Genomic DNA, 22,153 nt, shown 5'->3' on the forward strand with positions numbered 1-22,153 from the left:
CCAGTCGAAGCCGGGCAAAAATATTTTTTAATGAATTCGCCTTAACTGAAGTGTTTTCTTATTGCGGAGTACGACTCGGTTACAGGTCAGTAACCCGATTTTTCGTGATAGAAGCCAGCTATTTCGCACTAGTTCACGATTGTTAGCGCCTGCTATTACTCAGCATTTTTATTATCGCTGCGGTAACTACGTATCCCATTAAGGGTTACGGATTATTAACTTGTGCGCCGCTGAAAAAGCAAAAACCCATAAAAATTAGAAGTTTAACAACCCACTGACAAAATACTGGCAGGGAGAGTGAAAGTGAAATCTAACGAAAATGATAAGGGGTGGCTGTCGCTAGTGGCATTGCTGGCCGCGCCAATGGCCATGGCACAACCCGGCGACACCCACCGTTACGCATTGGAAGAGGTTGTTGTCACCGCGCAGAAAAAAGCAGAGTCACTGCAAGACGCGCCCATTTCGCTAACCGCGTTTGGCCAACAAGCACTGGAAAATAAGGGCATCAACAGCCTTGCTGATATCGGTGCCAATGTGCCGAGCATGAGTATTGAACCCTTCCCCATTAACAATGCGACCCTGCGTATTTTTATCCGTGGTATTGGTATTTCCGACGCGCAAATCACCCAAGACCCGCCGGTGGGCATCTACATGGACGGTGTGTACATCGCCCGTTCTACAGGCACTGCGCTGGACGTTGCCGACCTGGAGCGCATTGAGATTTTGCGTGGCCCACAGGGCACACTTTATGGCCGCAACACGACCGGCGGCGCTATCAACCTGGTTAGCAAGCAACCAAATACTGAAGCCTTCGAATTCGAGCAAAAATTCACAGTGGGCGACCGAGATCTATTCACCTCAAAAACCTCGGCCAATATCCCTGTGCTAGATAACCTGGCGCTCAAACTGGCCTATATGACGACCGAAAAAAGTGGTTTTGTCGAGAACGAAGGCCCCGGTGGCGACTTTGGCGATCGTGAAGTTCAGGGTTATCGGGTTGATATGCGTTGGGATCTCAGTGATCAACTGACTATGGATTATGCCTTCGATAAATCCAACCTCGCGTATTACAACTCTATGTACCAAGCGATTACGCCGCCGAACGGTGATAAAGGTCAGGCGGAACCTATCAAAGGTCACGCCAGTAAGCGCACGGTATATAGCGAAAGCCGCTTAGACAGCTTAAAAACAACTAAGCCTCTGGAAGAGTCGACCACGGAGATAAGTGGGCACGCTTTAACATTTGCCTATCAGCATGAAGACTTTGACCTCAAATATATTGCCGCATATCGCGAACTGACTGATGAGTCTTATGCAGACCTTGGAGGCGGTAAGGGTCGCTCTAAATTCCGGCTGGATAGTCACAGTTACTCCGGGCCCGAGGGTACAACGCCACTGGTGAAGCCAGTAGTGACACAGAAGCAGCTCTCACATGAACTACAGCTCAGTGGTGACGCTATGGACTCTCGTTTCGAGTACATGGTGGGCCTGTACTACTTTGACGAGTCTGCCGAGGAAGATAACTCGCCCCTTCATCATCAAATGAGTTCGCGAACAGAGGTACCCTGGTATGCGGCAGGGTTTAAGGGCTTTTTGGTTAACTTCTTATCTCAACACTACGAAGTGGATAACCAATCTATGGCCTTTTTCGGTCAAGGTACGTGGACACCCAATATACTTGAGGATCGACTCCATCTGACCTTTGGCGCGCGTCATTCTCGCGATGAGAGGAAAGCAATTAAAAACCAGACTGACATCAATAAAGTAAGTCTTTACGGCCATTTGTTTAACATTCACTACGGCGTCATCGACGCGACTGACCCATCTCGTCAGTTCGACAACGTAAAAGCGGAGAAGGATTTCACCGATAACTCCTTCAGCTTTGTGGCCGAGTATGACCTGAGCGACACCGTGAATATCTACGGCAAAATCAACGAGGCCTATAAGAGCGGCGGCTTTAATACCCGTGACCCACAGCGCGATGGTAACCAGGGGCCGGCCAGTGATGGCGTGAATTACGGCTTTGGTTTTGCTGAAGGCTTTGATGAAGAAAAAGTGCGCTCCATGGAGCTGGGTATTAAGAGCGAGCTGATGGATCGCCGCCTGCGGATCAACGCCGACATCTTCCGCAGTGTGTACAGCGATATGCAGCTGAACTTTATTCTGGCGGGCACCGTGGCGGACACCAAGATCACCAACGCGGGTGAAGCAGAAATGCAGGGCTTTGAAGCCGATATCACCTTCATGGCAACGCGCAATCTGTTGCTGATGCTCAACTACGCTTACCTGGATGCCGAGGTCACAAAAGCTGAAGACGTGTCTGGCAAGGATGTCAGCGACGAATTTGTATTCTTTGCTGCGCCTGAGCAGTCCTATACCGCAGCGGCGGATTGGACACTGGCCGATGCCGACTGGGGCCGTACCTCGTTGAACCTGAGCTACAACTACATGGATGAGCGCAACGGTGGCTCGCGGGCAGAAAATGTGAAAAACACGCGCCTGGAAGCCTACGGTGTGTGGAATGCGCGCTTCGGTGTGAGCGACATGCCCTTTGCGGGTGGCAACCTCAGTGTTGCGGCCTGGGGTAAAAACCTCACCGACGAGGAGTACGCGATTACTGCCATCGACAATCAGCCGCAATCCGACCGCTCGGTATTGTGGGGCGAGCCACGCAGCTACGGCCTCGACCTGATTTACCGCTACTAATCTCCCACCCATCACCCTTCGCCGCCTACGGGCGGCTTTTTTATGCCTGGGTGAAACGCGCGCGTGCATCGCCGCGGTGGCAGTTTAAAAATCTGCGCCCCGGGCGTATTTAGGCGCTGTGCGGCCGTTAAAGGTTTGACGGTGTTCACCATCGAAAATACAGTGCCGTAAGCAGATCAGGAATGGCCGCCCATAACCGAGCTAACTAGCTGAGCTCAATAATAGCTGCGCCAAATAATAATGGAGAATTGCGATGCAACTAGGCTTTACCTCAATGAATACCGTGCACGACCAACGCCCAGCGGAGCTGGCGCGCATTGTGGAAGATGCCGGCTTTGACTCACTTTGGTATGGCGAGCACAGTCATATTCCCATGTCGCGGAAAACACCCTATCCGCCCGGGGGTGAGTTGCCCGAACCCTATAAAGAAATGATGGACCCCTATATTTCCTTAATGGAAGCCGCTTCAGCGACCACAACGCTAAAGCTGGGTACTGGCATCGCCTTGCTTATGGAGCGCGAATTGCTCTCTCAGGCCAAAACCATCGCCACCCTGGATAGGTTGTCGGGTGGCCGGGTGATTATTGGCACCGGGGTTGGTTGGAATGAAGAGGAATTTACCAACGCCACCTCACTGCCCTGGAAAAAACGCTACAGCGGCTTGCGCGAAACCGTTCAAGCGACACGCGCCTTGTTTCGCGACCCTGCGCCGGAATTTCACGGCGACATGATCGACTTCGATCCCGTGTGGTTTGAGCCCAAGCCCGTGCAGGCGGGCGGCCCGAAGTTTCTGTTCGGTGCGATGGGGCCGCTGGGCATTAAACACGCTGCCGAGTGGGCCGACGGCTGGATGCCGGTGGATGTGGTGATGCCCGATGTCGGTGAGGGTATTGCCCAATTTCGCCAAGCCGTGCGCGACAACGGTCGCGATCCCGACCAAATAGACATCACTATGGTGGCCATGGGCGAGCTTAGCGTCGACCTGCTCAAGCGTTATCGCGATATGGGCATCAGCCGAGTGAACATCGGTGTGGGCATGGAAAACTGGAACAAGCCTGAAATTGTTATGCCGATGATCAGCAAGTTCTCAAAGATCATTCCGCAGCTATAAACCCCACGCGGAACGCCGCGGCTCGACAGGTGTCGTAATTCCAACACCAGAGAGAGCCGCCATGACCGTATTCCGCCGACCCTGGTGTGGCGCCGTTATTTTATGGCTGGCCGCACTGTTCTGTATGCTGGGTTTTCAGCAAATTGGCTCCTATGTGGATGAGCAGGGTGTTCTTCGCGAACCCTTTGGCCTGATTCCCCTCGGCTACCTGTTTGCCACTGCCGCACTGTGTTGGACGGTGTGCTTAGTAATCAGCGCGGTGCGGCGCCGCAATTGACGTCAAAACAAGCCAAGTAAATGATTCGGTATTGGCTGAGCACTAGCGGCACAGTTGCTGGTGCAGGGCGCGGCGATAGGCACTGATGCCGGGAATTAGCGCAATAACGACGGTGCTTAATAGTAGTAGCGCCAATACGATCGCGGCGGGTTTTGCCAGCAGCGCATAGTCGATAAACAAACTGAATTTCTCTGCCAGTAGCGGCGCGGCGAGCGCGGTAGTCGCCGTCAACGCGCCGCTCGCCAAAACAAAACCGCTCAGCGCAATCAGCGTGGCCTCGCCTTCAATTAATAGCAGTAAAAACCACGGCGGCGCGCCAATAGCGCGCATAACGGCAATTTCCTGCTGGCGCTCGCGAATGCTGGCAAGCAGCATCGCCGCCAGGCCAAGTAGCGCAGCAAAAAACACCAGTGCGGAAATCAGCCGCAGGGTATTTTCCATCACCGACATTAACTGCCAGAGCTGGCTGAGTGTTACCCCAGGCAAAATGGCCAGCAGTGGCTCCGCCTGAAAGCCGTTAATTTGTCGCTGTAGCGAGAAGGTGGCCATCTTAGATTGCAGCCCCACCATAAAGGCGGTGATGCTCTCGGGGGTAAGGTCAACATGCTGCGGCGCTTGATGTGCACTCAGATGGCGGGGCAATTGAACACCGTTTTGCCAGCCCAGATGAATCGCTTCGATCCCCTCGAGGCTAACGGTCAGCGTTTGGTCGACGGGGGTGCCGGTGGCGTTGAGAATGCCCACGACGGTAAAAGGCTTATCGCTGTGTTTGCTGAAACTGGTACGACCCAGGCCGTGGGCCAGAACAACCTCGTCGCCAAGTGTGTAGCCCAATGTTTTGGCGACTTCGCTGCCTAACACCAGGTCGAAGGTGTCGGCGAAGGCACTGCCTTTTGCAAAAGCCAGCGGCTGTTTTTGGCCATAGCGAAAGTGCTGAAAATAGTCGCTGCTGGTACCCATGACCCGATAGCCTTTGTGCGAGTCGCCCAGGGAGATGGGAATGGTCCAGGCCACTTCGGGCTTGTCGGCGATCTGCCGATAGCTTTCCCAGGAAATAGTATTGGTGGCGTTGCCAAGGTGAAACACCGAGTAAAGAAGAAGGTTGATGTCGCCGGTGCGCGCACCCACGATAAGGTCAATGCCGGAAACCGTATTATAAAAGCTGTTTTTCGCTTGGCCGCGTACCAGCTCGACCCCTAGCAATACGAATACGCTAACGGCGATGGCCAACAGAGTGAGCAGGGCTGACCCTTTGCGATTCCACAAACTGGCGATGGCGAGGCGTACTAGCATTACAGTGCAACCTCGGCGCGGTTGATATCGAGCAGCGACTCCACGCGTTCAAAGGGCTTGGCCAAACGCGGGTCGTGACTGACAAAAATCAGCGCGGTATTGCCCTCGCTCAACTGCTCCATTAATAGCCCCATAAACTTATCGGCATTTTTTTTATCCAGCGCCGAGGTGGGCTCGTCCACAATTAATAGCTCGGGCTGATTGATTAGCGCCCGCGCTATGGCGATGCGTTGTTGCTGACCAATACTCAGGCGGCCCGTGGCGCGGTGCTGATCGGACTCCGCCAAACCGAGTGCGGACAGCAACGCTTTGGCGCGGGCGGTGGTGTTTTTGTTGCCGGCGAAATGCCCGGCAAGCTTGATATTGTCTACCGCGCTAAGAAAGGGAATGAGATTAAACTGTTGAAAGACCACACCGATATGTTTGGCGCGCAGCGTATCGCGTTGGCGGCCGCTAAGCTGTGCGGTGTTGTTACCGAGTATCTCGATGCGGCCCTGACTCGGCAATAATACCCCGGCGATCAGGTTTAGCAGGGTCGATTTGCCGGTACCGGAGGGGCCGTGCAGGAACACCTGCTCACCGCTGGCGAGCTGCCAGTGAGGAATATTAAGAATGGCGGCGTGATCGGCGCGGTAGTGAAAACGCAGATCGTCAATCGTCACGAGCAAGGCCAGACTCCGGTTCTGATCGTTTGGCAAACTATGATATAACATTTCTTTTGTGAGATATCTCGCCACATAGGCCTGCGGTTACGATGCACTGCGCGGCCGGGGCCGAGCTTCGGAGTTACTTTGATAAACACACTGATAAAGATGCTCGCGGCGGTAGTGCTGCTGCCTGGTTTGCTGGCGCCCAACGCCGCCCTGGCGAAGGACTACCGCACCATAGAGTGGACGGATCTCATGCCAGCGGACGATCTGGATGCACTGCTGAACCCGCCGGAGTACCTGAACGAGATTGAAGACGGCTCTGAGGAAGACCGGATTGCCAGCCAAGTGTATTCAGCCGTTAAGCAGGCGAATGACAGTGCTTATCAACGCGCGCTCAGCTCGACCAGGGTCCGGCCCGAATTTGATGGCCAGTCACTGCGGGTGCCGGGGTTTATCGTGCCACTTGAATTTGGCGCCACAGAAAAACACGTAACGCGCTTTTTCTTAGTCCCGTATTTTGGCGCCTGTATTCACGTACCGCCGCCCCCGCCGAACCAGATTATCTACGCCGAATACGACAAGGGCTTTGTGCTGGAGTCGCTTTACGATCCGTATTGGATCTCGGGCGTACTGACGACCAGCCTCACCGAAAACGACACCGCGACCTCCGCTTACTCGATAAAGGTCGAGAGGGCGGCGCCCTATACCGAGTAAAGCGTTGACGGGGCCTGCTCAATAACGCAGTTCAACAGCGCGGCTTCCATGCCCTCAAATACAGCTGGGTCGGCGCTAATGCATTCCACGCGGCTATCCATACACTCATCCAGCGGCACCTCCGTTAGCACGTCGTCGGCTTTGTTGTAGGCGGTGATACCTCGGTCAGTAATAAACACGCCTTTTAGGCGCTCCGCGTTAATACCCAGCAGCAGGTCATAAAGTTGCTGACTGTTGAAGGTCCACTCCGGCTTGAATATCCAGCCGCGACTAAAGAAGCCCTCGCCCTGATTGTCGATACTGAGATAGCCCGCCTCGGGTATTTCCGGATCGATAACCGTCGCTTCGGCTTCATGGTGGTGATGGTGATGAGGGAGCTGATGTTCGCGGGCCGGCGCTGCCAACCACTCCAGCGCCAATTGCCCGTGGCTCACTTGAAAGACCGACTTCGCGTCCAGTCCGATGTCTGCTTCAAGAAAGCTCAGCAGGGCAGGAAAGTCCTCTGCCTGGTATTGGTCGGCCTTGTTGGCAACAATCACGTCGGCAATCGCCAATTGCTGCAAAAATGTCGGGTGTTGGGTGTAGCGCTCATCACTGACTTTGCGCGCATCTACCAGGGTAACGGTGGCGCGAAGATCGAGCAGGTCTTTGTAGTGGTCGGCAGACAACACCGCCAACACCTCTTTGGGGTGACCGAGTCCCGTGGGCTCGATAATGAGTCGATGGGGCCGAGAGCGGGACAGCAGTCGATTCATCGCGATCTGCATGGGCAGCCCCGCTGCACAACACATACAGCCGCCGGGTACTTCGCTGATGAATACGCCGGAGTCCTCCGACTCGCGGCCGCCTAATACACTGCCGTCGATACCGATTTCGCCAAATTCATTGACTAGTACCGCCCAGCGCTCATCGGCGGGTTTTTGCTTAAGCAAATGAAGAATGGCGGTGGACTTGCCCACGCCGAGAAAGCCGGTAATGACATTCGTGGGGATGGCGCTCAGTTTTTCTTTGCGGGAACTCATTACATACCTTTATGGCGGGTTGTCTTCGCGCCGTCGCTACAAAGACCGACCGCAGCATTTTTTGAATTTACGTCCATTGCCGCAGGGGCAGGGGTCGTTGCGGCCAACCTTGGGCTGGGCGCGGCGGCTGGGTTGGCTGGGGCAACAGCTACTAGTGCTGCAGCAAGATTGCGCGTTGGCCCCGTTAGTTTGCGTGTTCATACGTTGCTCGCGTGATGAGTGGTTTTTTGCAGCGGGAAAGTCCTACTCGCCATCGAGGGTGACGCTATTTTTGTGGCGATCAACAGATAAATAAAAACAGTTGGATCGGCCGGTATGACAGGCGGGGCTGACTTGCTCAACGTCGCACAGCAGGGTGTCTCCGTCGCAATCGATGCGCAGCTTGACCAGGCGCTGGTGATTGCCGCTGGTTTCGCCCTTGCGCCAAAGCTGAGCGCGTGAGCGCGACCAGTAAGTGACGTTGCCGCTCGCCAGGGTGTGTTCTAACGCCTCGCGATTCATCCATGCCATCATCAACACCTCGCGGCTGACGTGATCCTGGGCGATCACCGGCAGCAAGCCATCGCGGTTAAACGACAGCTCTGCCAATAAGGTGTCCAGCGGAAACTCAGTGCCTTTGGCAGAGTTCTCAATAGACCGAAAATAGCGGTTCTCCATCAGCTTACTCGCAGGGGCAGTTCTGTTGCTGGCAGAGTCGATGATTTATCCAGTGCCCGACAGCAATAAGTGACGCGCCCAGTAGCGACGCCAGTTTTTCCCCGGTTTCGCCCAGTAGGTCGTGGCCCCACAGCGCGGTGAAGGAAAGAATCAACAAGCCGGGAATACCCCAGCGCAAGGTGCTGAAATTGTGATGCCGGCGGCAGCCAAGGCCAAGTGCCACCACACTGATCGGCAACACGGCGATCAGTAGCCATTGGTGGAAAGCTTCGCTGGCAAAACCGGAGGCAGCCAGCGTTGGTGCCATTACCAGTGCTACAGGTAATAACAGGCAATGTATGGCGCAAAATAAAGAAAGGCCAATGGCCGTTTTATCCAAGGTGACAGCGGGTGTCTTCACATGGTCTCCAAAATCACGGGTAGAGGTATTTCGTATTCCCTTGCCACATCGTAGGTTGGGCTACTTAAATACAATGTGTTGTTGGTTGTGGTTTATGTTGGCCGCTCCCTGACGATGATTCAGTACCCACTGAACGTTCAGCGAATGTATGCTGGGAAAGACGCGTTGGATGCCGGTAGAAAGCGACTGCAATGTCTCGGCGCGCTTGCACTGATACACATAGCTTGCGACAACATCGTTGTGACGCTGATGGGCGCTGTCGTTTGACGAGCCCGCGATGTCGATCGACACCGTTGCGAGTTGGCAAGCCCCGCCTTCTAAGCGAAAAAGTGAACCGCTGTCAGACAGTTTTGCCCGCGCTTGCTCGGCGGCCTGCAAGTAGTCGGCGTGCTCTACCGGGTGTTCAAATCCCAAGATGTTCAGCGCTGGCGAGCGCAGCTCGATACTCAGCATTTCGCAATCTTGTAGTAGCTGAAGTTCCGCCACACCGTGAACGTGGGCATGGTGCTGAGCATGCAGCGGACTACCCGCTAGGGCGCAGACAGCAATGGCGAGATACGCGGTGTATCTCGCCACGCGTGTTGCTAACCGGGAGCCCGCCGGCCTCACTTAGAAGCTACCCCGAACGCCGAGGCTAAAGCCGCGGCCTGGCAGTGGTGCGCGATCCTTCAGGAAGGAGGAGTGCACGCGCGCTTCTTCATCAGTCAGGTTGCTGCCCTTTACGTAGACAGTGACGTCGCCGGGGTATACCGCAAAGGTATAGGCGAGCTCCGCATCGATCATGGTGTAGGCGCCGGTAACGGTTTCCAGCTCAGCCACTTGGTCTTGTTCCAGATAACGCGTGGCGCTGATCTCTGCATCCCAGCCATTGCTGCTGTAAGCCAACTGGCTGCCGAGTCGCGCGGGCGGAATGCGGGGCAGGTCGCCGCCGTCGTCGAGTTCACCCCAGGTGCGGTCCGCCCACAGGCTCAGTTTAAAGGGTGACGCGAGTTGCCATGCCAGCTGAGCTTCCATGCCGTACAGTGTGGCATCGGCCTGTTCAAATACGTAAAGGGGTAGCTCGCTGTGCGCGTGCTCTTCCTCTGCGCCGGCGTCGTGCTCGTCATGCTCATGGCCTTCAATATCTTCGCTGCTTAGGCCGGTATTGCGCTCGTAATAAAAGTTATCCACTTCGTTGTAGAACACATTCAGCACCCAGGCGACATTGCCGGTGTGTTTGCGAAGGCTTAGGTCAATGTTGTTTGAGGTTTCTTCTTCCACATCGTTTAGGTAGTGGAAGTGCGGATCGTCGCCTTCGTGTAAGCGCAGCAGGGCGCCGACTTCAAAATTGCCGGTGGCTATGTGCGGGCCGTAGGAAAACAACTCCGCAGCACTCGGCGCGCGCTGGGCATGGGTAAGCGAGATACCGGCGTTGTAGTCAGGTGCGAAGTCCCACACTACGCCAGCGGAAACACTGTAGGGCGTGAAGTCGAGGTCGTCGAAGTGCAGTAACTCGTGGTCATGCTCTTCTTCCTCCATTGCCTCTTCGCCGTGGTGGTGCTCCTCCCATTCAATGGGGTCGGCTTCAATGCTGACTTTCTCGACGCGTGCACCCAGTTGCCAGAGGAAGTTGCCGACATGTTTTTCTTGCATCACCGCAATGGCAAAGCTCTCGGTGCGGCTCGGTGGCGTAAAGGCTTCCTCGCCAATTGCTTCGAAGTCAGTGCTTTTTGCTTCAAATGACAGCGCGCCTTTCCAGCCGGAAAATTCCTGCAGCAATAAATCAATGCGGGCTTGCAGCGTTTCGTTTTTAAATACGGTGCCGGTTTCGCCGCCTTCAATTTCAGCGTGCTCGTAGTCGGTGTAACCAAGGCGGGTGTTAATACCGCTCAGTAGTGCGTTGTCCAGCGACAGTTCGCTGATCAACTGCCAGCGATCTTGTGTAAGGTCGGAGAGCACGCCTTCATCGTCGTGGTGCTCTTCGTCATGGTGCTCGTCTTCGTGAGCGTCTTCATGGCCTTCCTCTTCATGGTGTTCCTCTTCGTGCCCACCATGACTGTGACCCGGTACGCCATTCAGGCGCTCAAGGCGACCGTAGGAAATACCCACATAGCCGTTGTCCAGCAGTAGGCTACCGCCGATATTGAAGCCTTCGCTCTCTGATGCGCTGTCTTCAAGTACACCTTCGCGGTGCTCCTCGTGACCTTCTTCCTCGTGCTCTTCTTCGGTTTCCAGAACAGCGATGCCGGGGATCTCGTAGTCGTTACCCTCGCGCCAGAAGCCATCAACATGAAAGGCGAAGAACTCATTGCCGCCGGTAAAGGCCAGAGACGCTTCGTTTTCGTCGGCGACCGTATTGTGGCCAATCGAGAATGCGCCAGTGGGCTCGCTGGAGGAGGGCACGCGGTCATCGACGATGTTGACGACACCGCCAATGGCGCCAGAGCCGTAAAACAGGGTGGCCGGGCCGCGCAGAATTTCAATTTGCTGGGCGGTCATCGCCTCGGTGGCAACCACGTGATCCGGGCCAACCCGGGATGCATCGCTGACATCCAGGCTGTTTTGGGTGATCAACACCCGTGGGCCGTTAAGGCCGCGAATAATCGGGGTGCTGGATACCGGGCCGAAGTAGCTGGAGTGAACACCCACTTCGTTTTTCAGCGTTTCGCCGAGGGTGGATGCCTGCTTACGGCGCAGTTCTTCGCCGCTGACAACGGTAACCGGCTGAGCCGATTCCATTACCGAGATGTGCAGTGGCAAACCCACAACATCAACCTGCTCAATGGGTGAGCGACGCAGGGTAATACTCAGCTCGTCGCTGCCGGCATCCAGGTGCAGTGTCTGGTGGCTAAAGCCAGGCGCGCTGATGTGAATCTCTTCAGGCAGTTCCGCGCCGGTATCGAGGTTGAAGCGACCATCGGCAGACGTGCTGGCGGTTTGCTTGCTACCCACCGCATCAATGGTTGCCCCGTAGACGGGTTTACCCTGGGTATCGCTGACCTGGCCGGTCAACGCATGGGCGGCGCTGGACAGCGCCAGCCCCGAAATGCCGATCAGGGCGCAGTGCCCCAAAACTACTTTCATTGTCCGCTCCTATTGGTATTGGGTTTTGCCTGTATGTTCAGGCTTATAAAAAGTCGAGAGTTAACAGTAAGCGCTGTTGGCCCGGCGCGACGGCGGGTGAACGGTGAACCAGGCCAGCGCCTTCGTTCCCCTCCCAGTTTTCGCCTTTTAGCAGGGCCACATGGTGTGTTTGCAAGGTATTGATGTCGCTTGCCGCGGGATACAAACCGCTATCGGCATCGCTGAGGCCGCGGCTACCTGCGCCCAATTTGCTGCGGTCTACGCAGTGGTGCGGCAGCCATTGGGTGCCGGGGCCGCTGTAGCTGGTTACCAGCCGACAAGCCACGTTGTCGATGTGGAATTTGGGGCACATCTTGCCGCTCAGGGGCGTGAGCCGCAGGCCGACGGCGTCCAGTTCAAATAGCAGGCTAAACATGTCGGCCAGAAGCTGGATGTCGCTGCTTAGTGCTGGATACGCTTTTAATACTGGCTCGGCCTCGCTCAGTGTACTGAGCTGGCTTGTTGGCAAAGAGAGACTGCAGCCGCGAAAGCGGCCTTCGTTTAATAAGGCGTCGCACTCGGCGTTAAGCGCCGGTCTAACGGCGCGCTGCCAAACCGCCATATTGACGTCGGCCCGGTAGATATCGCCGAAGATTTCCGCGGTGTCACCGGCGACGGTGTACACCTCGTGCATCGATGTTTGCAGTGGGATAGCCATATTGTCGCGCCTCCGCGGTGGTCACGCCTATCAGCCTGTTGTGGTCACCCGTTGTTTTCTCGTGGTGTTCTGCAACGCCGGACAAACAAAACGGGTTCTGCCAGTGAGTAATTCGGACAAAATGATATGTTATAACATGTCTAAAGAAAAGAGGGAGGTGACATTTCTCAGATCGGGTATGGGTATTGCTTGCTTAAGAGGAGAGTGGCCGGGTCTATCAATAGCGGCTGTGAACAGAGCCGAGGGGCCGCGAGTTGACCAAACGGTTGTTGGGCCGCCCTCTAAATTGGGGATTCATCTGCCGTTGAGCGCTGCTAAGATGATCCGCGCCGCCGAAAACTTTCTCTGGGAGCCGCCATGACTTGCATAAATACCTTGTTCTCCAAAGGCTTACTCGCCCTTTGCTGCGTACTGCTCTCTGCCTGTGCCAGCTTCTCGGACTACACCACCGCTGCAAACCAGGGCGATATGGCTTTTATCGACAGCTACCTTGCCGAGGGTGGCGCGGTCGATGAGCGCGATGGCATGGGCTACACCGCCCTGCACCGCGCTGCACAAAGCGGCCGCCTGGCGGTAGTGACGCGTTTGCTTGATGCCGGTGCGAACCCCAATGTGGAAATGGGCGAAAGCCGGGAAAATGCCCTGATTGCGGCCGCGGGTGCCAGTGCCAATAGTGCTGACATGGTGGCGGCTCTGCTGCGCAGTGGTGGCGACCCCAATCAGGCCAATGCATTTGGTAAAACGCCGCTGTGGGCCGCGGTGAGCATGAATAATGTTGAGGCCGCCCGCCAGCTGATGGATGCCGGTGCCGACCCCGACACGCAAGTGACCGGCTATACCCCCCTGATGTTGGCCGCCCATAACAAGTACAGCGAATTGGTGCGCTTGCTGCTGGTGCGCGGCGCCGATGTTGAGGCCGTGAGCAATGGCGTTGTAGCTGGTTACAACGCGCTGTACTTCGGTGTTGAACGCCGCAACTGGAACCAAAAAAGTGGCTGGCAGAGTGCGACCCGCCTCGGCCCGGTGGCCGCCTCTCATCGCGGTGTAAACGGTGTTAATGAAGCCTTTTTGCACAGTGAGCAGCAAAAAGTCGTGGATATGTTGCTGGCTGCCGGTAGCGACCCCAATATCAGCGGCAAGTGGACGCCGCTGACACGAGCGGCACGTCAGGGCGCGGATGCAGGAGTTGTTGAGTCGCTGTTGCTGGCAGGTGCCGAGGCGGATAATAAAACCCCCGACGATTACAGCGCCCTGTATCTCGCTGCGGGCTGGAACCGCGACGAGCAGGTCGGCCTGTTATTGGCGGCGGGCGCCGATGTGAACCTGGGCAATGACAACGAATTTGAGACCGCCTTATTCAACGCGGCAAATAACGGCCATGTTGGCCCGGTAAAACGCCTGCTGGCGGCTGGGGCAAATGTCGAGCTAGCCGATACGGAAGGCTTCACGCCGCTTTATTTGGCCAGCTATGAAGGCTATGCAGAAGTGGTTCGACTTCTGCTGGCGGCGGGTGCGAATACTGATACACGCAATGGCAAAGGCGACTGGAGCCCCCTGCAAACGGCAGCGGAAAAAGGCCATACCGACGTGGTTCGTGAGTTGGTGGCCGCAGGTGCCGATGTGAATCAACGAAGTAAGCGGGGTTCGACAGCGGTTTACTTTGCGGCGAAGTCCGGTAAGAAGGCCGCAGGCGATATTATCAAGATGCTGGTGGTGGCGGGCGCCGATGTTAACGCGCGCTGTGACGGCTATTACGCGTTGCATATTGCCGCTGACAACGGTTACTACGACACCGTAAAAACCCTGCTTTCCTTAGGTGCCAATCCCAACCTGCGCGACAAAGACAATGAGTCGGCGCTGGATATTGCCATGCGCCACGGTTACAAAAATACCACGGCCTATATTCAGCAGTACGGTGGCCAGACTAACTCCTATAAAAAGTCTAACAGCGGCGATATGTTCGGCAAAATCTTCGCCACGGTGGCGATTGGCGCCATTGCCGGCAGTGCCGATATTCCCATCGAAAACTCGCTGGATGTGATGGGGGCGGCCGTTGGTGATATTTGGGTAGACGATGGCAAGGGCACGCGCCTGGCGCAAATGCAGCAACAGGTTGCTCAGGGCACTTACCAAATTAAAGACCCTGCGCTACGCCGTTTGGCGGAAACCCGCGTGCAACTTGAGCAGCAGAATCGCGAAATTCAACAGCAGGTTGCGGCCTATAACGCCGAACAAAAGCGTCGCCAGGAAGAACAGCGGGCGCAAATCGCAATGAAGCAGGCCCAGTACGCCGAACAAAAAGCGGCGTATGAACAACGCCAACGAGAAGCCGCAATAGCACGCCAGGAAGCTGCTCGCGCGGCAGAGCAGGCACGCCGCGAAGCGGAGCAGCGCCGCCGAGAGCAACAAGCCCAACAGCAAGCCCAGCAACAGCAGGAGGCCGCGCAGGCACGCGAGCGTGAGGCCGCCAAGCGCGCGGCAGAAGCGGCGCGACCTAAACCGCGCTCGGGCAGTATTAACAGCGGCCGCATGAATACCGCAGAGAAGGCGAATTGTGATTGTGAGGGAACACTGACCAAGCAGAACTTCTCTGTTGGCGCGTGCCAAGTGGCCTCGTTGAAGGTGGCCTACGAGGTGAGCCACTTCTTTGGTGAGCCCTTGGTGAAAGGCGACTACAAATGGCAGAAGGGCGGCGCAGAAGATGACTGCCTGCCGAGCGACTTCACCCTATGGCTGAAAATCCAAAATGGCGATGCCTTTGGCTATGTGGAAATCGACCCCGCGATCCCTCGCGCGGGCCAGGTGTCTTTTTCTGGTACCGCCAGCAGCCCCGACTGGGACAGCTTCATCTGCGGTTACCAGGGTGGAACACGCACCGCCTGCTTCGACGCGGAAACCGCGAAAACCCTCTACAAGCAGGGCCGAGTGGTTGGCTTTGAGGTGTCCCACCAATGATCGCCCCCTATGAACCCCGCGACTGCCAGTATCTGGATACATGGCAGCTTGGGGATTGGCGCATGAAGGCCTATGGCATTCGCTATGGCATTCGCTATGGCGACGCGCCAATCCAGCCGCAGTTGTTGCGCGCAGCAAAACAACTAACTGCAGATAGGCTGGCAGAGAGCGCCGATGTTAGTGCTCACTATCACGTGGGTTATGTCGGCGTTCATCAGGGTAAAACGGCGCACTTTATCTTCGTTGATTGGTGGGCCGATGAAAACGAGCTTCACCACCATGTGTACGTGGCACCGCTGGAAGACCCAACTGCCTTTCGCTATACCACGCCCTCGGGTTTAATCGCCTGTGTGTGGGATATGAAACTGATGGCCTTTGAGCGCGACGCCTGGGTGGGAACGGTATTGGCAAACCCGGCGGGCAGCGTTGAGGACTACCTGGCTCGACACATGAACGGGCCGCTTTAACGGGAGCACGCGGTAATGGAACACCCCTTTGCAGAACATATCGGCTTGCAGGTGCTGGAGCAGCGCGACGGATACAGCGAATGTGAACTGACCCTGGACCCCGCCCGTCACATGAACCCCCATCAGGTGGTGCACGGCGCCGTGCTGTATGCGCTGGCCGACACCGGCATGGGGGCCGCGGTATACCCCGGTTTGGCGGCAGACGAGTACTGCGCCACCGTCGAGATCAAAATTAACTACTTTCGCCCAGCAACGGCAGGCACCGTGCGTTGTGTAACGGAAATGGTTAATCGTGGGCGCAGCCTTGCTAACCTTGAGTCGCGACTCTACTGCGGCGATAAGCTATTGGCGCAGGCAAACGGCAACTTCGCCATTATTCCCCGCCGCTGAAATTCCCCGCGCGCCCAGGGTGTACGGCCCACAGCAACCGGGCCACCAGCGTAGACAGTACCAGGCCGAGTGAACTCAGCAGCCACACCAACACCGCGATATCGCGAATGGCGTGTTGGGAGAGGGTTGCCTGCACATTTATCGCAAAGGCCACGGCCGCGATGGGCGCCAGCGCGGCGGCGATGGCGACGGTGGTATAGGGCTTGTGAAATAAAGAACGGCTGCGGAAGTAGGGCTTGATGGCCACCGCCAGCACCAGGCCGATCAGGCTGAGCAATACGCCGCATACCCAGGGCGTGATCGCGAGCAGGGAATCTGAGGGCATCCACAAACAGGCTGCCGCGCCGAGAAGCCCCCAGCTGGGCAGTAGTGTGCGGCAGGCAATGGTAAACACGATCTCTCCAAACCTTGGCGGTTAAACCACGTTTTACGGTATATCGCGTTGGGGAGATTTTTCGCCGCAAACCGGCGGGCTGGAGCCATTCCCTGAGAGTAAGCGGGCCCTAGGTTCTTACCTTGGAGAACTCTTCATCCATTCGCATAAACATATACACGCCCATGCGGTTCTCGTCGTCGTTGAAGTTGTCGGTGATATTGCGAATCACCTCGCAGGCACTGGCGATCATATCCTCGCAGTGCTGCTTGCCCGCCGGGGTCATGGTAATCAGCTTTTCGCGACCGGAGTTGGGGTCTTCGGTTAGCTCAATATACTCCAAGGGGGCTTTCGCGAGTGCGCGAAGAGCCTTGGACACACTGCTGCTGGTAATGTCATACCAGTTGGTCATCAGCCGCACAATTTCCTTGCGATTGATCGACTGCTTACCGCTGCGCTGCATCTCTGAGCGCAGAATCCACATAATCACGGTTTGGTGTCTATCCAGCTGGCCACAGCTCATTAGGCCCGCTTCAATTCGCATGCCTATAGAGAAGTGAATCGGATAGAAATAATCCAAAAACATCCTCGGTGCATTGCTGCTGTTGGCTGGCACATCTTCAAATTTTTGCCATTCCTTGTCCAAGTTGACCTCCAACATGCTGATTTATAAGGGCATTCTCTTCCTGGAAACAATTTTTGTCAAGAATAATAACCAATAGAAATATTATTAAATAATTAATAGTGTCCAGTTGACACTATTTCCAAAAGAAAATAATATCGCCCCAACAATAACAAACAGAGACGGATATTCAGGTGGATATGTCTTCGCTTAACCAGGCTTTCGCTGGCCTGCGCGAAGGGGCCCTGGCTTTGCCACACCCCTGCGCGGCACAACGCCGAGATCGCTTGCGTCGCCTAAAGCAACTTTTGTTAGAGAACGAGACCCGCTTTTGCGAGGCCCTGTCGGAAGACTTTGGCTATCGCTCGGCAGATCAGACGCGCTTTGCCGATATCACCACAACCATCAAGTCGGTGAATCATGCGCTGGATAACCTTGGTTTTTGGATGCAGCCACAGCGTCGCGCGGCGGATTTGAGCTTGCGCATGGGCGGTGGCCGCGCACGCGTTCACTTTCAGCCCAAGGGCGTGGTGGGCATTGTTAGCCCCTGGAATTTTCCGGTGAACCTGGCGCTGTCGCCGCTGGTGAGCGCCCTTGCAGCGGGCAACGTTGCCTTTATCAAGCCCTCGGAGCTCACCCCGCGCTGCGCTGAGGTACTGCGCGAAGGGGTTGAGAAATGGTTTTCGCCCCAGGAAGTCAATGTCGCCTGCGGCGATGCCGAGTTGGCCCGCGCCTTCGTTAACCTGCCTTTTAATCACTTGATCTACACCGGCGGCGAACGTATTGCCAAATCGATAATGCGCGATGCATCCGAAAAGTTAACGCCACTTACCTTGGAGCTGGGCGGTAAGTCACCGGTGATTGCCGGGCGCGGCACCAACTTGAGTGAGCTCGCGGAAAAACTCATCTTCGGTAAGTTTTTCAATGCCGGGCAGGTGTGCATTGCCCCCGACTATCTGATGATCACCGAGGAGCAATTGCCGCGCCTTATTGCCGAGCTGCGCCGCGCGCTGGACGCGATGGACAGTAATACCGGCCGCGATGCTGTGCAGGTGATCAACGACAACCACCGCCAGCGCCTGCAGCGGCTTTGCGAAGATGCCGAGTTCTACGGCGGCAGCATTCACCATCTGGCGGTAGATGGCTCCCCCTATGCGCTGACCCTGGTGGTAAACCCCGGCGAAGATGCGCTGATCCAGCGTGAGGAAATTTTTGGCCCCGTGCTGTTGGTGAATACCCACGACGACTTTAGCGACATGGTAGATGACCTTCGGCATCGGGAATCGCCCCTGGTGTCTTACTACTTTGGCCGCAGCAACGATGAATTTACCCAGTTGCGCGAATCGACCCGCTCCGGCGCGCTGGTAAAAAACGATGTGGTGTTTCAGTACGCCAACGACGATCTGCCATTTGGCGGTGTCGGCAACTCCGGAATGGGTCGTTACCGGGGCATTGACGGTTTCCGCGAATTCTCCCATGCGCGCGCAGAGTTCCACGCGCCAATTCTCGATGTGGCTGCAATGGTGACACCGCCATTTACCGGCCTTTTCTCAACAATAAATAAGATGATGAGGTGGCTATGAGCGCTATCACTGCTGCGCCGCAAAATGCGGCCGACATTCTCGACAATATGTTGTCGCCTGAATGTATCCAAAACCCCTATCCGGTTTACAAGCAACTTCGCGAGCTGGGCTTGGTATTTGGTTTGCGAGACTTCCCTCCCGGCACGGTACCGGGTGTGGATACACCGTTTCCGGCCTGGGTGGTGACCCGTTATAACGACGTCGATTTTGTATTGAAAAACGCCGACCTGTTTTCATCAGAAGACCCAATGCAGGCAAACTCCAGCGCCCCGAGCTTGATGCTGGTGAATCACGACCGACCACGCCATACCTCACTGCGTAATCTGGCCAAGGCGGCCTTCACGCCGAAACGCATTCACGACGATATCGTCGATCGTCTGCGCGACGATGTCGCCGGAATCATTGGCGGTATTCAGGGCAAAGAAGTCGACTATATGGAGGCCGTCGCCGGTGTCATTCCCGCACTGGTTATGACCTATCTGTTCGGCTTGCCGAGAGAAGACTACAAAAAGCTCGTCAACTGGGCCAACGCCTTTATGGTGTCGTCAGACTTTACCCCCGAGCAGCGCCTGGCCTGTAACGAAGAGCTGTTCCACTACTTTGTGAATAAGGTCGAACTGCGCGACCGCGCGATCGCCAACGGTGAAGAGGTGCCGGATGATTTGATGTCGGCCTTTATTCGCGCCGAATGCGATGGCGATGTGTTGACCAAAGATGAAGTGGTGTTGTTCTGCATTACGCTGGTTGTGGCCGGTGCAGAAACCACTACCTACTTCCTCGGCAACCTGATGGGCGTGCTGCTGGAAGACAAGTCATGGTTCGACAAGCTCAAGCAGGATCGCAGCTTAATTCGTCCGTTTATGGAGGAATGCCTGCGTCGTGATGGCCCGCCGCAGCGTCTGTTCCGCGTGGTGAAAGAAGACTGCGAAATTGCCGGACAGCCAATTAAGGCCGGTGAGTGGATCGCTTTCTTTATGGCCGCGGCGAACCACGATGAAAGCATGTTCCCCGAGCCTGAAAAATTCATTATCAACCGCCCCAATATTTCCCGTCACCTGACTTTTGGTCGCGGTATTCACCACTGCCTGGGTGCGCCGCTGGCACGGGTAGAGGGCGAAATTCTGCTCAACACACTGCTGGATACCTGCGCGGGCATTGGTGGCTCATTGGATGACTCTCGCCGTCAGTCCGGCGGTTTATTGGCCTACGGATTTGCCTCATTACCTGTGCGCCTGCTCACGGAGGCCGAGGCATGAGCGACTGGCAGAATTTTTCCCTGAGCACTGAGGGCGGTCTCTACCGCCTCACGCTGGATACCCAGTGCAAGGGCAATGCCTATAACCGCTTGTTCTGGCAGGAGCTTGACGCGTTGTTGCGTGAGCTCAAGCAAGATCGCGACTGCCGAGTGCTGATACTCGATGCCGAGGGCCGCCATTTTGGCGGCGGTATGAATGTGGATTACCTCGCCGAACTCAATGTGAGCAAAGGCGATGATCCCGCCCGCTACAACCATTGGGTACGAGAAAAAGTGCTCTATTTGCAGGCGGTTATCAGCCGTCTCGAAGCGTTGCCGATGCCGGTTATTGGTGTGGCGCGCGGCGCTTGTATTGGAGGCTCGCTGGCGATATTTGCGGCCTGCGATCTGCGCCTTGCCGACAGCAGCGCGTTCTTCTCCATCCATGAAACCAACATCGGCATTATGTGCGACCTGGGCACTATCCAGCGCCTGACCTACCTCTGTGGTGAATCGGCATCGGCGCGCCTATCGCTGACCGGCGAACGTATCGACGCTGCCGAAGCCAAGCAATTGCAATTGCTGAGTGCCGCACCTAGCGCCCCCGAGGAATTGGACGCCACCGCGCAGGCAATGGCACAGCGTTTATTAAACCTGTCGCCGCTGGCCTTGAGTGGTGTGAAGCGCACCTTGATAGAAGGTCGCGATATGCACTTCTCGTCATCGCTGGCGATGTCCGCCACCTGGAATGCCGGTATGTACACCAGCAGTGAAATTAGCGAAGCCATTGATGCCCAGCGTCAACGCCAGCCAATGCGCTACCGCCCGCTGTACGGAGAGCTTGAGTAATGAGAATAGAAGTAAAAGATCGCCAGCAGCAGAGCGCCGAATACCTGGTGGAGGATTTTCAGGAGTTGTTTGACGAGCTGTCATCGCAAATGAAGATCGACGCCCTGTGTGGCGGCTGTTGTTCCTGTGCTACCTGCCACGTGTATGTCGATAAGCCCGACGCCGTTGCGCCCGTGCAGGACGCCGAACAAGAAGTATTGGAAGGCCTGATTCACTACCGTGAAAACAGCCGACTACTGTGCCAGCTGGAAGCGGCGCAAGACATTAACGAGCTAAATATTGAAATCGCCCCCGCTGAATAAGGAGATAATAATGAATAATCTTGAGGTCACCCAGGAAATCTTTGCGCGCTTTGGCGCTCACGATGTCGACGGCATTGTCGAGTTGCTGCACGAGCAGTGCGTCATCGATTTCTACGGCCCGGAAGTGATTCCCTATGCCGGTCACTATGAGGGTTTGGCTGAGTGTCGCGGCTTCTTCGATACGGTGCTGTCGTCGGTGGATATTCATGTGTTCGACGCCGACCAGTTTATCTGTGAAGGGGATCACGTTGTCGTGGTTGGTAAGTTGCGTTTAACCACCAAGCGCGACGGTCGCGAGATAAAATCTCCCTTCGTTCACGTTATTCATTTGCAGGACGGCAAGTGGAAACACTTCCGCGACTTTATGAATACGGCGGTTGCTCAGGAGGCATTTCGTGAGCTTTGAAAACCGCCATCGCCTGGTTTACCACGCTGACTTAGGCCTGTTTCTTGTGCTTGCTGCGCCATGGGTGAACGCGCAGCTACTGACGCTGATATTTTCCTTCGGTAATACCGAGGTCTATCAGGGTAATTCGGCACTGGCAATCAATGCTTTTGTTGGTTTGATGGGCGTACTGGGATTTGGATTAAGTTATTTGCGCCTGAGCATAGACGATAGTCGCGTCGTCGTTGCTCGCAGTGCACTGGTTAAGGCACTGGCAGCCATGTGGCTGTTCTACGCCTATGCGTGTGGACTGTCGCCGCTGTTTCTTGTGTTGGCGTTGATGGATGCAGGCGCACTGCTGTTACTGCTAAGTAGTTTGCGCCGGCGGTAGCACCGGCTCGAA

At 55.9% G+C, this 22,153-nt stretch carries 24 protein-coding genes; 13 read left to right on the top strand and 11 right to left on the bottom strand.

Features of this window, described 5'->3' with window-relative positions:
* The first annotated feature begins 303 nt into the window (after nt 1-303).
* The 3 genes from B3K78_RS10185 (at nt 304) to B3K78_RS10195 (ending at nt 4,094) form a co-directional block, all read left to right on the top strand.
* Nucleotides 304-2,706 carry a TonB-dependent receptor gene (locus tag B3K78_RS10185; RefSeq protein WP_286695347.1) on the top strand — a complete coding sequence of 801 codons (2,403 nt, stop codon included), beginning with the start codon at nt 304-306 and terminating at the stop codon, nt 2,704-2,706.
* 253 nt (nt 2,707-2,959) lie between these two features.
* Nucleotides 2,960-3,817 (top strand): TIGR03619 family F420-dependent LLM class oxidoreductase, encoded by an 858-nt coding sequence (locus tag B3K78_RS10190; protein ID WP_204994955.1) that lies wholly within the window; start codon nt 2,960-2,962, stop codon nt 3,815-3,817.
* A 61-nt stretch (nt 3,818-3,878) separates the two neighbouring features.
* Nucleotides 3,879-4,094 (top strand): DUF3955 domain-containing protein, encoded by a 216-nt coding sequence (locus B3K78_RS10195; RefSeq protein ID WP_286695348.1) that lies wholly within the window; start codon nt 3,879-3,881, stop codon nt 4,092-4,094.
* 42 nt (nt 4,095-4,136) lie between these two features.
* Here the strand turns inward: B3K78_RS10195 and B3K78_RS10200 are convergent, their stop codons facing one another.
* Nucleotides 4,137-5,387, bottom strand: a complete 1,251-nt coding sequence (locus B3K78_RS10200; protein WP_286695349.1) for an ABC transporter permease — start codon at nt 5,385-5,387, stop codon at nt 4,137-4,139.
* The gene (locus B3K78_RS10205) at nt 5,387-6,049 is read right to left on the bottom strand and encodes an ABC transporter ATP-binding protein (protein WP_286695350.1); all 663 of its coding nucleotides are present in this window, start codon (nt 6,047-6,049) and stop codon (nt 5,387-5,389) included. The genes B3K78_RS10200 and B3K78_RS10205 overlap by 1 nt, the downstream gene beginning before the upstream one ends.
* A 129-nt stretch (nt 6,050-6,178) precedes the next feature.
* Between B3K78_RS10205 and B3K78_RS10210 the strand changes: the two genes are divergently transcribed.
* A complete protein-coding gene (locus B3K78_RS10210; RefSeq protein WP_286695351.1) occupies nt 6,179-6,751 on the top strand; it encodes a DUF3299 domain-containing protein in 573 nt (190 codons plus the stop codon).
* On the opposite strand, the gene B3K78_RS10215 is transcribed toward B3K78_RS10210, so the two are convergent.
* Genes B3K78_RS10215 through B3K78_RS10240 form a run of 7 tightly spaced genes read right to left on the bottom strand, consistent with a single transcriptional unit; the run spans nt 6,739 to nt 12,590 of the window.
* The gene (locus B3K78_RS10215) at nt 6,739-7,773 is read right to left on the bottom strand and encodes a CobW family GTP-binding protein (protein WP_286695352.1); all 1,035 of its coding nucleotides are present in this window, start codon (nt 7,771-7,773) and stop codon (nt 6,739-6,741) included. The two genes, B3K78_RS10210 and B3K78_RS10215, sit on opposite strands and share 13 nt — an antisense overlap.
* Nucleotides 7,774-7,809: 36 nt before the next feature.
* Nucleotides 7,810-7,974 carry an SEC-C metal-binding domain-containing protein gene (locus B3K78_RS16845; protein ID WP_349676117.1) on the bottom strand — a complete coding sequence of 55 codons (165 nt, stop codon included), beginning with the start codon at nt 7,972-7,974 and terminating at the stop codon, nt 7,810-7,812.
* 42 nt (nt 7,975-8,016) lie between these two features.
* On the bottom strand, nt 8,017-8,430 hold the full coding sequence (gene hisI, locus B3K78_RS10220) for a phosphoribosyl-AMP cyclohydrolase (RefSeq protein WP_286695353.1): 414 nt from the start codon (nt 8,428-8,430) through the stop codon (nt 8,017-8,019).
* Between the two features lie 4 nt (nt 8,431-8,434).
* Entirely contained in the window at nt 8,435-8,830 is a 396-nt protein-coding gene (locus tag B3K78_RS10225; protein WP_286695354.1) for a MerC domain-containing protein, read from the bottom strand.
* A gap of 60 nt (nt 8,831-8,890) precedes the next feature.
* Entirely contained in the window at nt 8,891-9,406 is a 516-nt protein-coding gene (locus tag B3K78_RS10230; protein ID WP_286695355.1) for a ZrgA family zinc uptake protein, read from the bottom strand.
* Between the two features lie 33 nt (nt 9,407-9,439).
* Nucleotides 9,440-11,893, bottom strand: a complete 2,454-nt coding sequence (locus B3K78_RS10235) for a TonB-dependent receptor (RefSeq protein WP_286695356.1) — start codon at nt 11,891-11,893, stop codon at nt 9,440-9,442.
* Nucleotides 11,894-11,936: 43 nt separating this feature from the next.
* Complete coding sequence (locus B3K78_RS10240) at nt 11,937-12,590, bottom strand: DUF1826 domain-containing protein (protein ID WP_286695357.1); 654 nt, start codon at nt 12,588-12,590, stop codon at nt 11,937-11,939.
* Between the two features lie 357 nt (nt 12,591-12,947).
* Between B3K78_RS10240 and B3K78_RS10245 the strand changes: the two genes are divergently transcribed.
* From B3K78_RS10245 to B3K78_RS10255, 3 genes are read left to right on the top strand one after another with little or no spacing between them, the layout of a single operon-like run.
* The gene (locus B3K78_RS10245; RefSeq protein ID WP_286695358.1) at nt 12,948-15,545 is read left to right on the top strand and encodes an ankyrin repeat domain-containing protein; all 2,598 of its coding nucleotides are present in this window, start codon (nt 12,948-12,950) and stop codon (nt 15,543-15,545) included.
* A complete protein-coding gene (locus B3K78_RS10250; protein ID WP_286695359.1) occupies nt 15,542-16,012 on the top strand; it encodes a hypothetical protein in 471 nt (156 codons plus the stop codon). Before B3K78_RS10245 ends, B3K78_RS10250 begins: the two co-directional genes overlap by 4 nt.
* A 15-nt stretch (nt 16,013-16,027) precedes the next feature.
* Nucleotides 16,028-16,402 carry a PaaI family thioesterase gene (locus tag B3K78_RS10255; RefSeq protein WP_286695360.1) on the top strand — a complete coding sequence of 125 codons (375 nt, stop codon included), beginning with the start codon at nt 16,028-16,030 and terminating at the stop codon, nt 16,400-16,402.
* On the opposite strand, the gene B3K78_RS10260 is transcribed toward B3K78_RS10255, so the two are convergent.
* Both B3K78_RS10260 and B3K78_RS10265 read right to left on the bottom strand, forming a co-directional pair.
* Entirely contained in the window at nt 16,386-16,796 is a 411-nt protein-coding gene (locus B3K78_RS10260) for a hypothetical protein (protein ID WP_286695361.1), read from the bottom strand. The genes B3K78_RS10255 and B3K78_RS10260 overlap by 17 nt on opposite strands.
* A 109-nt stretch (nt 16,797-16,905) precedes the next feature.
* Nucleotides 16,906-17,421: a winged helix DNA-binding protein gene (locus tag B3K78_RS10265; protein ID WP_286695362.1), complete on the bottom strand. Its 516-nt coding sequence runs from the start codon at nt 17,419-17,421 to the stop codon at nt 16,906-16,908.
* Nucleotides 17,422-17,597: 176 nt separating this feature from the next.
* Between B3K78_RS10265 and B3K78_RS10270 the strand changes: the two genes are divergently transcribed.
* From B3K78_RS10270 to B3K78_RS10295, 6 genes are read left to right on the top strand one after another with little or no spacing between them, the layout of a single operon-like run.
* Complete coding sequence (locus tag B3K78_RS10270) at nt 17,598-18,980, top strand: aldehyde dehydrogenase family protein (protein ID WP_286695363.1); 1,383 nt, start codon at nt 17,598-17,600, stop codon at nt 18,978-18,980.
* Nucleotides 18,977-20,236 (top strand): cytochrome P450, encoded by a 1,260-nt coding sequence (locus B3K78_RS10275; RefSeq protein ID WP_286695364.1) that lies wholly within the window; start codon nt 18,977-18,979, stop codon nt 20,234-20,236. Before B3K78_RS10270 ends, B3K78_RS10275 begins: the two co-directional genes overlap by 4 nt.
* Nucleotides 20,233-21,063, top strand: coding sequence for an enoyl-CoA hydratase-related protein (locus tag B3K78_RS10280; protein WP_286695365.1), 831 nt, complete (start codon nt 20,233-20,235; stop codon nt 21,061-21,063). Before B3K78_RS10275 ends, B3K78_RS10280 begins: the two co-directional genes overlap by 4 nt.
* On the top strand, nt 21,063-21,365 hold the full coding sequence (locus B3K78_RS10285; protein ID WP_286695366.1) for a 2Fe-2S iron-sulfur cluster-binding protein: 303 nt from the start codon (nt 21,063-21,065) through the stop codon (nt 21,363-21,365). The genes B3K78_RS10280 and B3K78_RS10285 overlap by 1 nt, the downstream gene beginning before the upstream one ends.
* Nucleotides 21,366-21,375: 10 nt before the next feature.
* On the top strand, nt 21,376-21,771 hold the full coding sequence (locus B3K78_RS10290) for a nuclear transport factor 2 family protein (protein ID WP_051171351.1): 396 nt from the start codon (nt 21,376-21,378) through the stop codon (nt 21,769-21,771).
* A complete protein-coding gene (locus B3K78_RS10295) occupies nt 21,761-22,141 on the top strand; it encodes a hypothetical protein (protein WP_027874956.1) in 381 nt (126 codons plus the stop codon). The genes B3K78_RS10290 and B3K78_RS10295 overlap by 11 nt, the downstream gene beginning before the upstream one ends.
* Nucleotides 22,142-22,153 lie beyond the last annotated feature (12 nt).

Origin of the sequence: Spongiibacter sp. UBA1325 (assembly GCF_002306875.1) — a bacterium.
Taxonomy (GTDB): Bacteria; Pseudomonadota; Gammaproteobacteria; order Pseudomonadales; family Spongiibacteraceae; genus Spongiibacter; species Spongiibacter marinus.

Coding starts and splice junctions, on each gene's coding strand:
- B3K78_RS10270 (WP_286695363.1), top strand. CDS start 17,598: ATGTCTTCGCTTAACCAGGCTTTCGCTGGCCTGCGCGAAGGGGCCCTG.
- B3K78_RS16845 (WP_349676117.1), bottom strand. CDS start 7,974: ATGAACACGCAAACTAACGGGGCCAACGCGCAATCTTGCTGCAGCACT.
- B3K78_RS10255 (WP_286695360.1), top strand. CDS start 16,028: ATGGAACACCCCTTTGCAGAACATATCGGCTTGCAGGTGCTGGAGCAG.
- B3K78_RS10200 (WP_286695349.1), bottom strand. CDS start 5,387: ATGCTAGTACGCCTCGCCATCGCCAGTTTGTGGAATCGCAAAGGGTCA.
- B3K78_RS10290 (WP_051171351.1), top strand. CDS start 21,376: ATGAATAATCTTGAGGTCACCCAGGAAATCTTTGCGCGCTTTGGCGCT.
- B3K78_RS10280 (WP_286695365.1), top strand. CDS start 20,233: ATGAGCGACTGGCAGAATTTTTCCCTGAGCACTGAGGGCGGTCTCTAC.
- B3K78_RS10240 (WP_286695357.1), bottom strand. CDS start 12,590: ATGGCTATCCCACTGCAAACATCGATGCACGAGGTGTACACCGTCGCC.
- B3K78_RS10190 (WP_204994955.1), top strand. CDS start 2,960: ATGCAACTAGGCTTTACCTCAATGAATACCGTGCACGACCAACGCCCA.
- B3K78_RS10215 (WP_286695352.1), bottom strand. CDS start 7,773: ATGAGTTCCCGCAAAGAAAAACTGAGCGCCATCCCCACGAATGTCATT.
- B3K78_RS10275 (WP_286695364.1), top strand. CDS start 18,977: ATGAGCGCTATCACTGCTGCGCCGCAAAATGCGGCCGACATTCTCGAC.
- B3K78_RS10195 (WP_286695348.1), top strand. CDS start 3,879: ATGACCGTATTCCGCCGACCCTGGTGTGGCGCCGTTATTTTATGGCTG.
- B3K78_RS10250 (WP_286695359.1), top strand. CDS start 15,542: ATGATCGCCCCCTATGAACCCCGCGACTGCCAGTATCTGGATACATGG.
- B3K78_RS10245 (WP_286695358.1), top strand. CDS start 12,948: ATGACTTGCATAAATACCTTGTTCTCCAAAGGCTTACTCGCCCTTTGC.
- hisI (WP_286695353.1), bottom strand. CDS start 8,430: ATGGAGAACCGCTATTTTCGGTCTATTGAGAACTCTGCCAAAGGCACT.
- B3K78_RS10235 (WP_286695356.1), bottom strand. CDS start 11,893: ATGAAAGTAGTTTTGGGGCACTGCGCCCTGATCGGCATTTCGGGGCTG.
- B3K78_RS10285 (WP_286695366.1), top strand. CDS start 21,063: ATGAGAATAGAAGTAAAAGATCGCCAGCAGCAGAGCGCCGAATACCTG.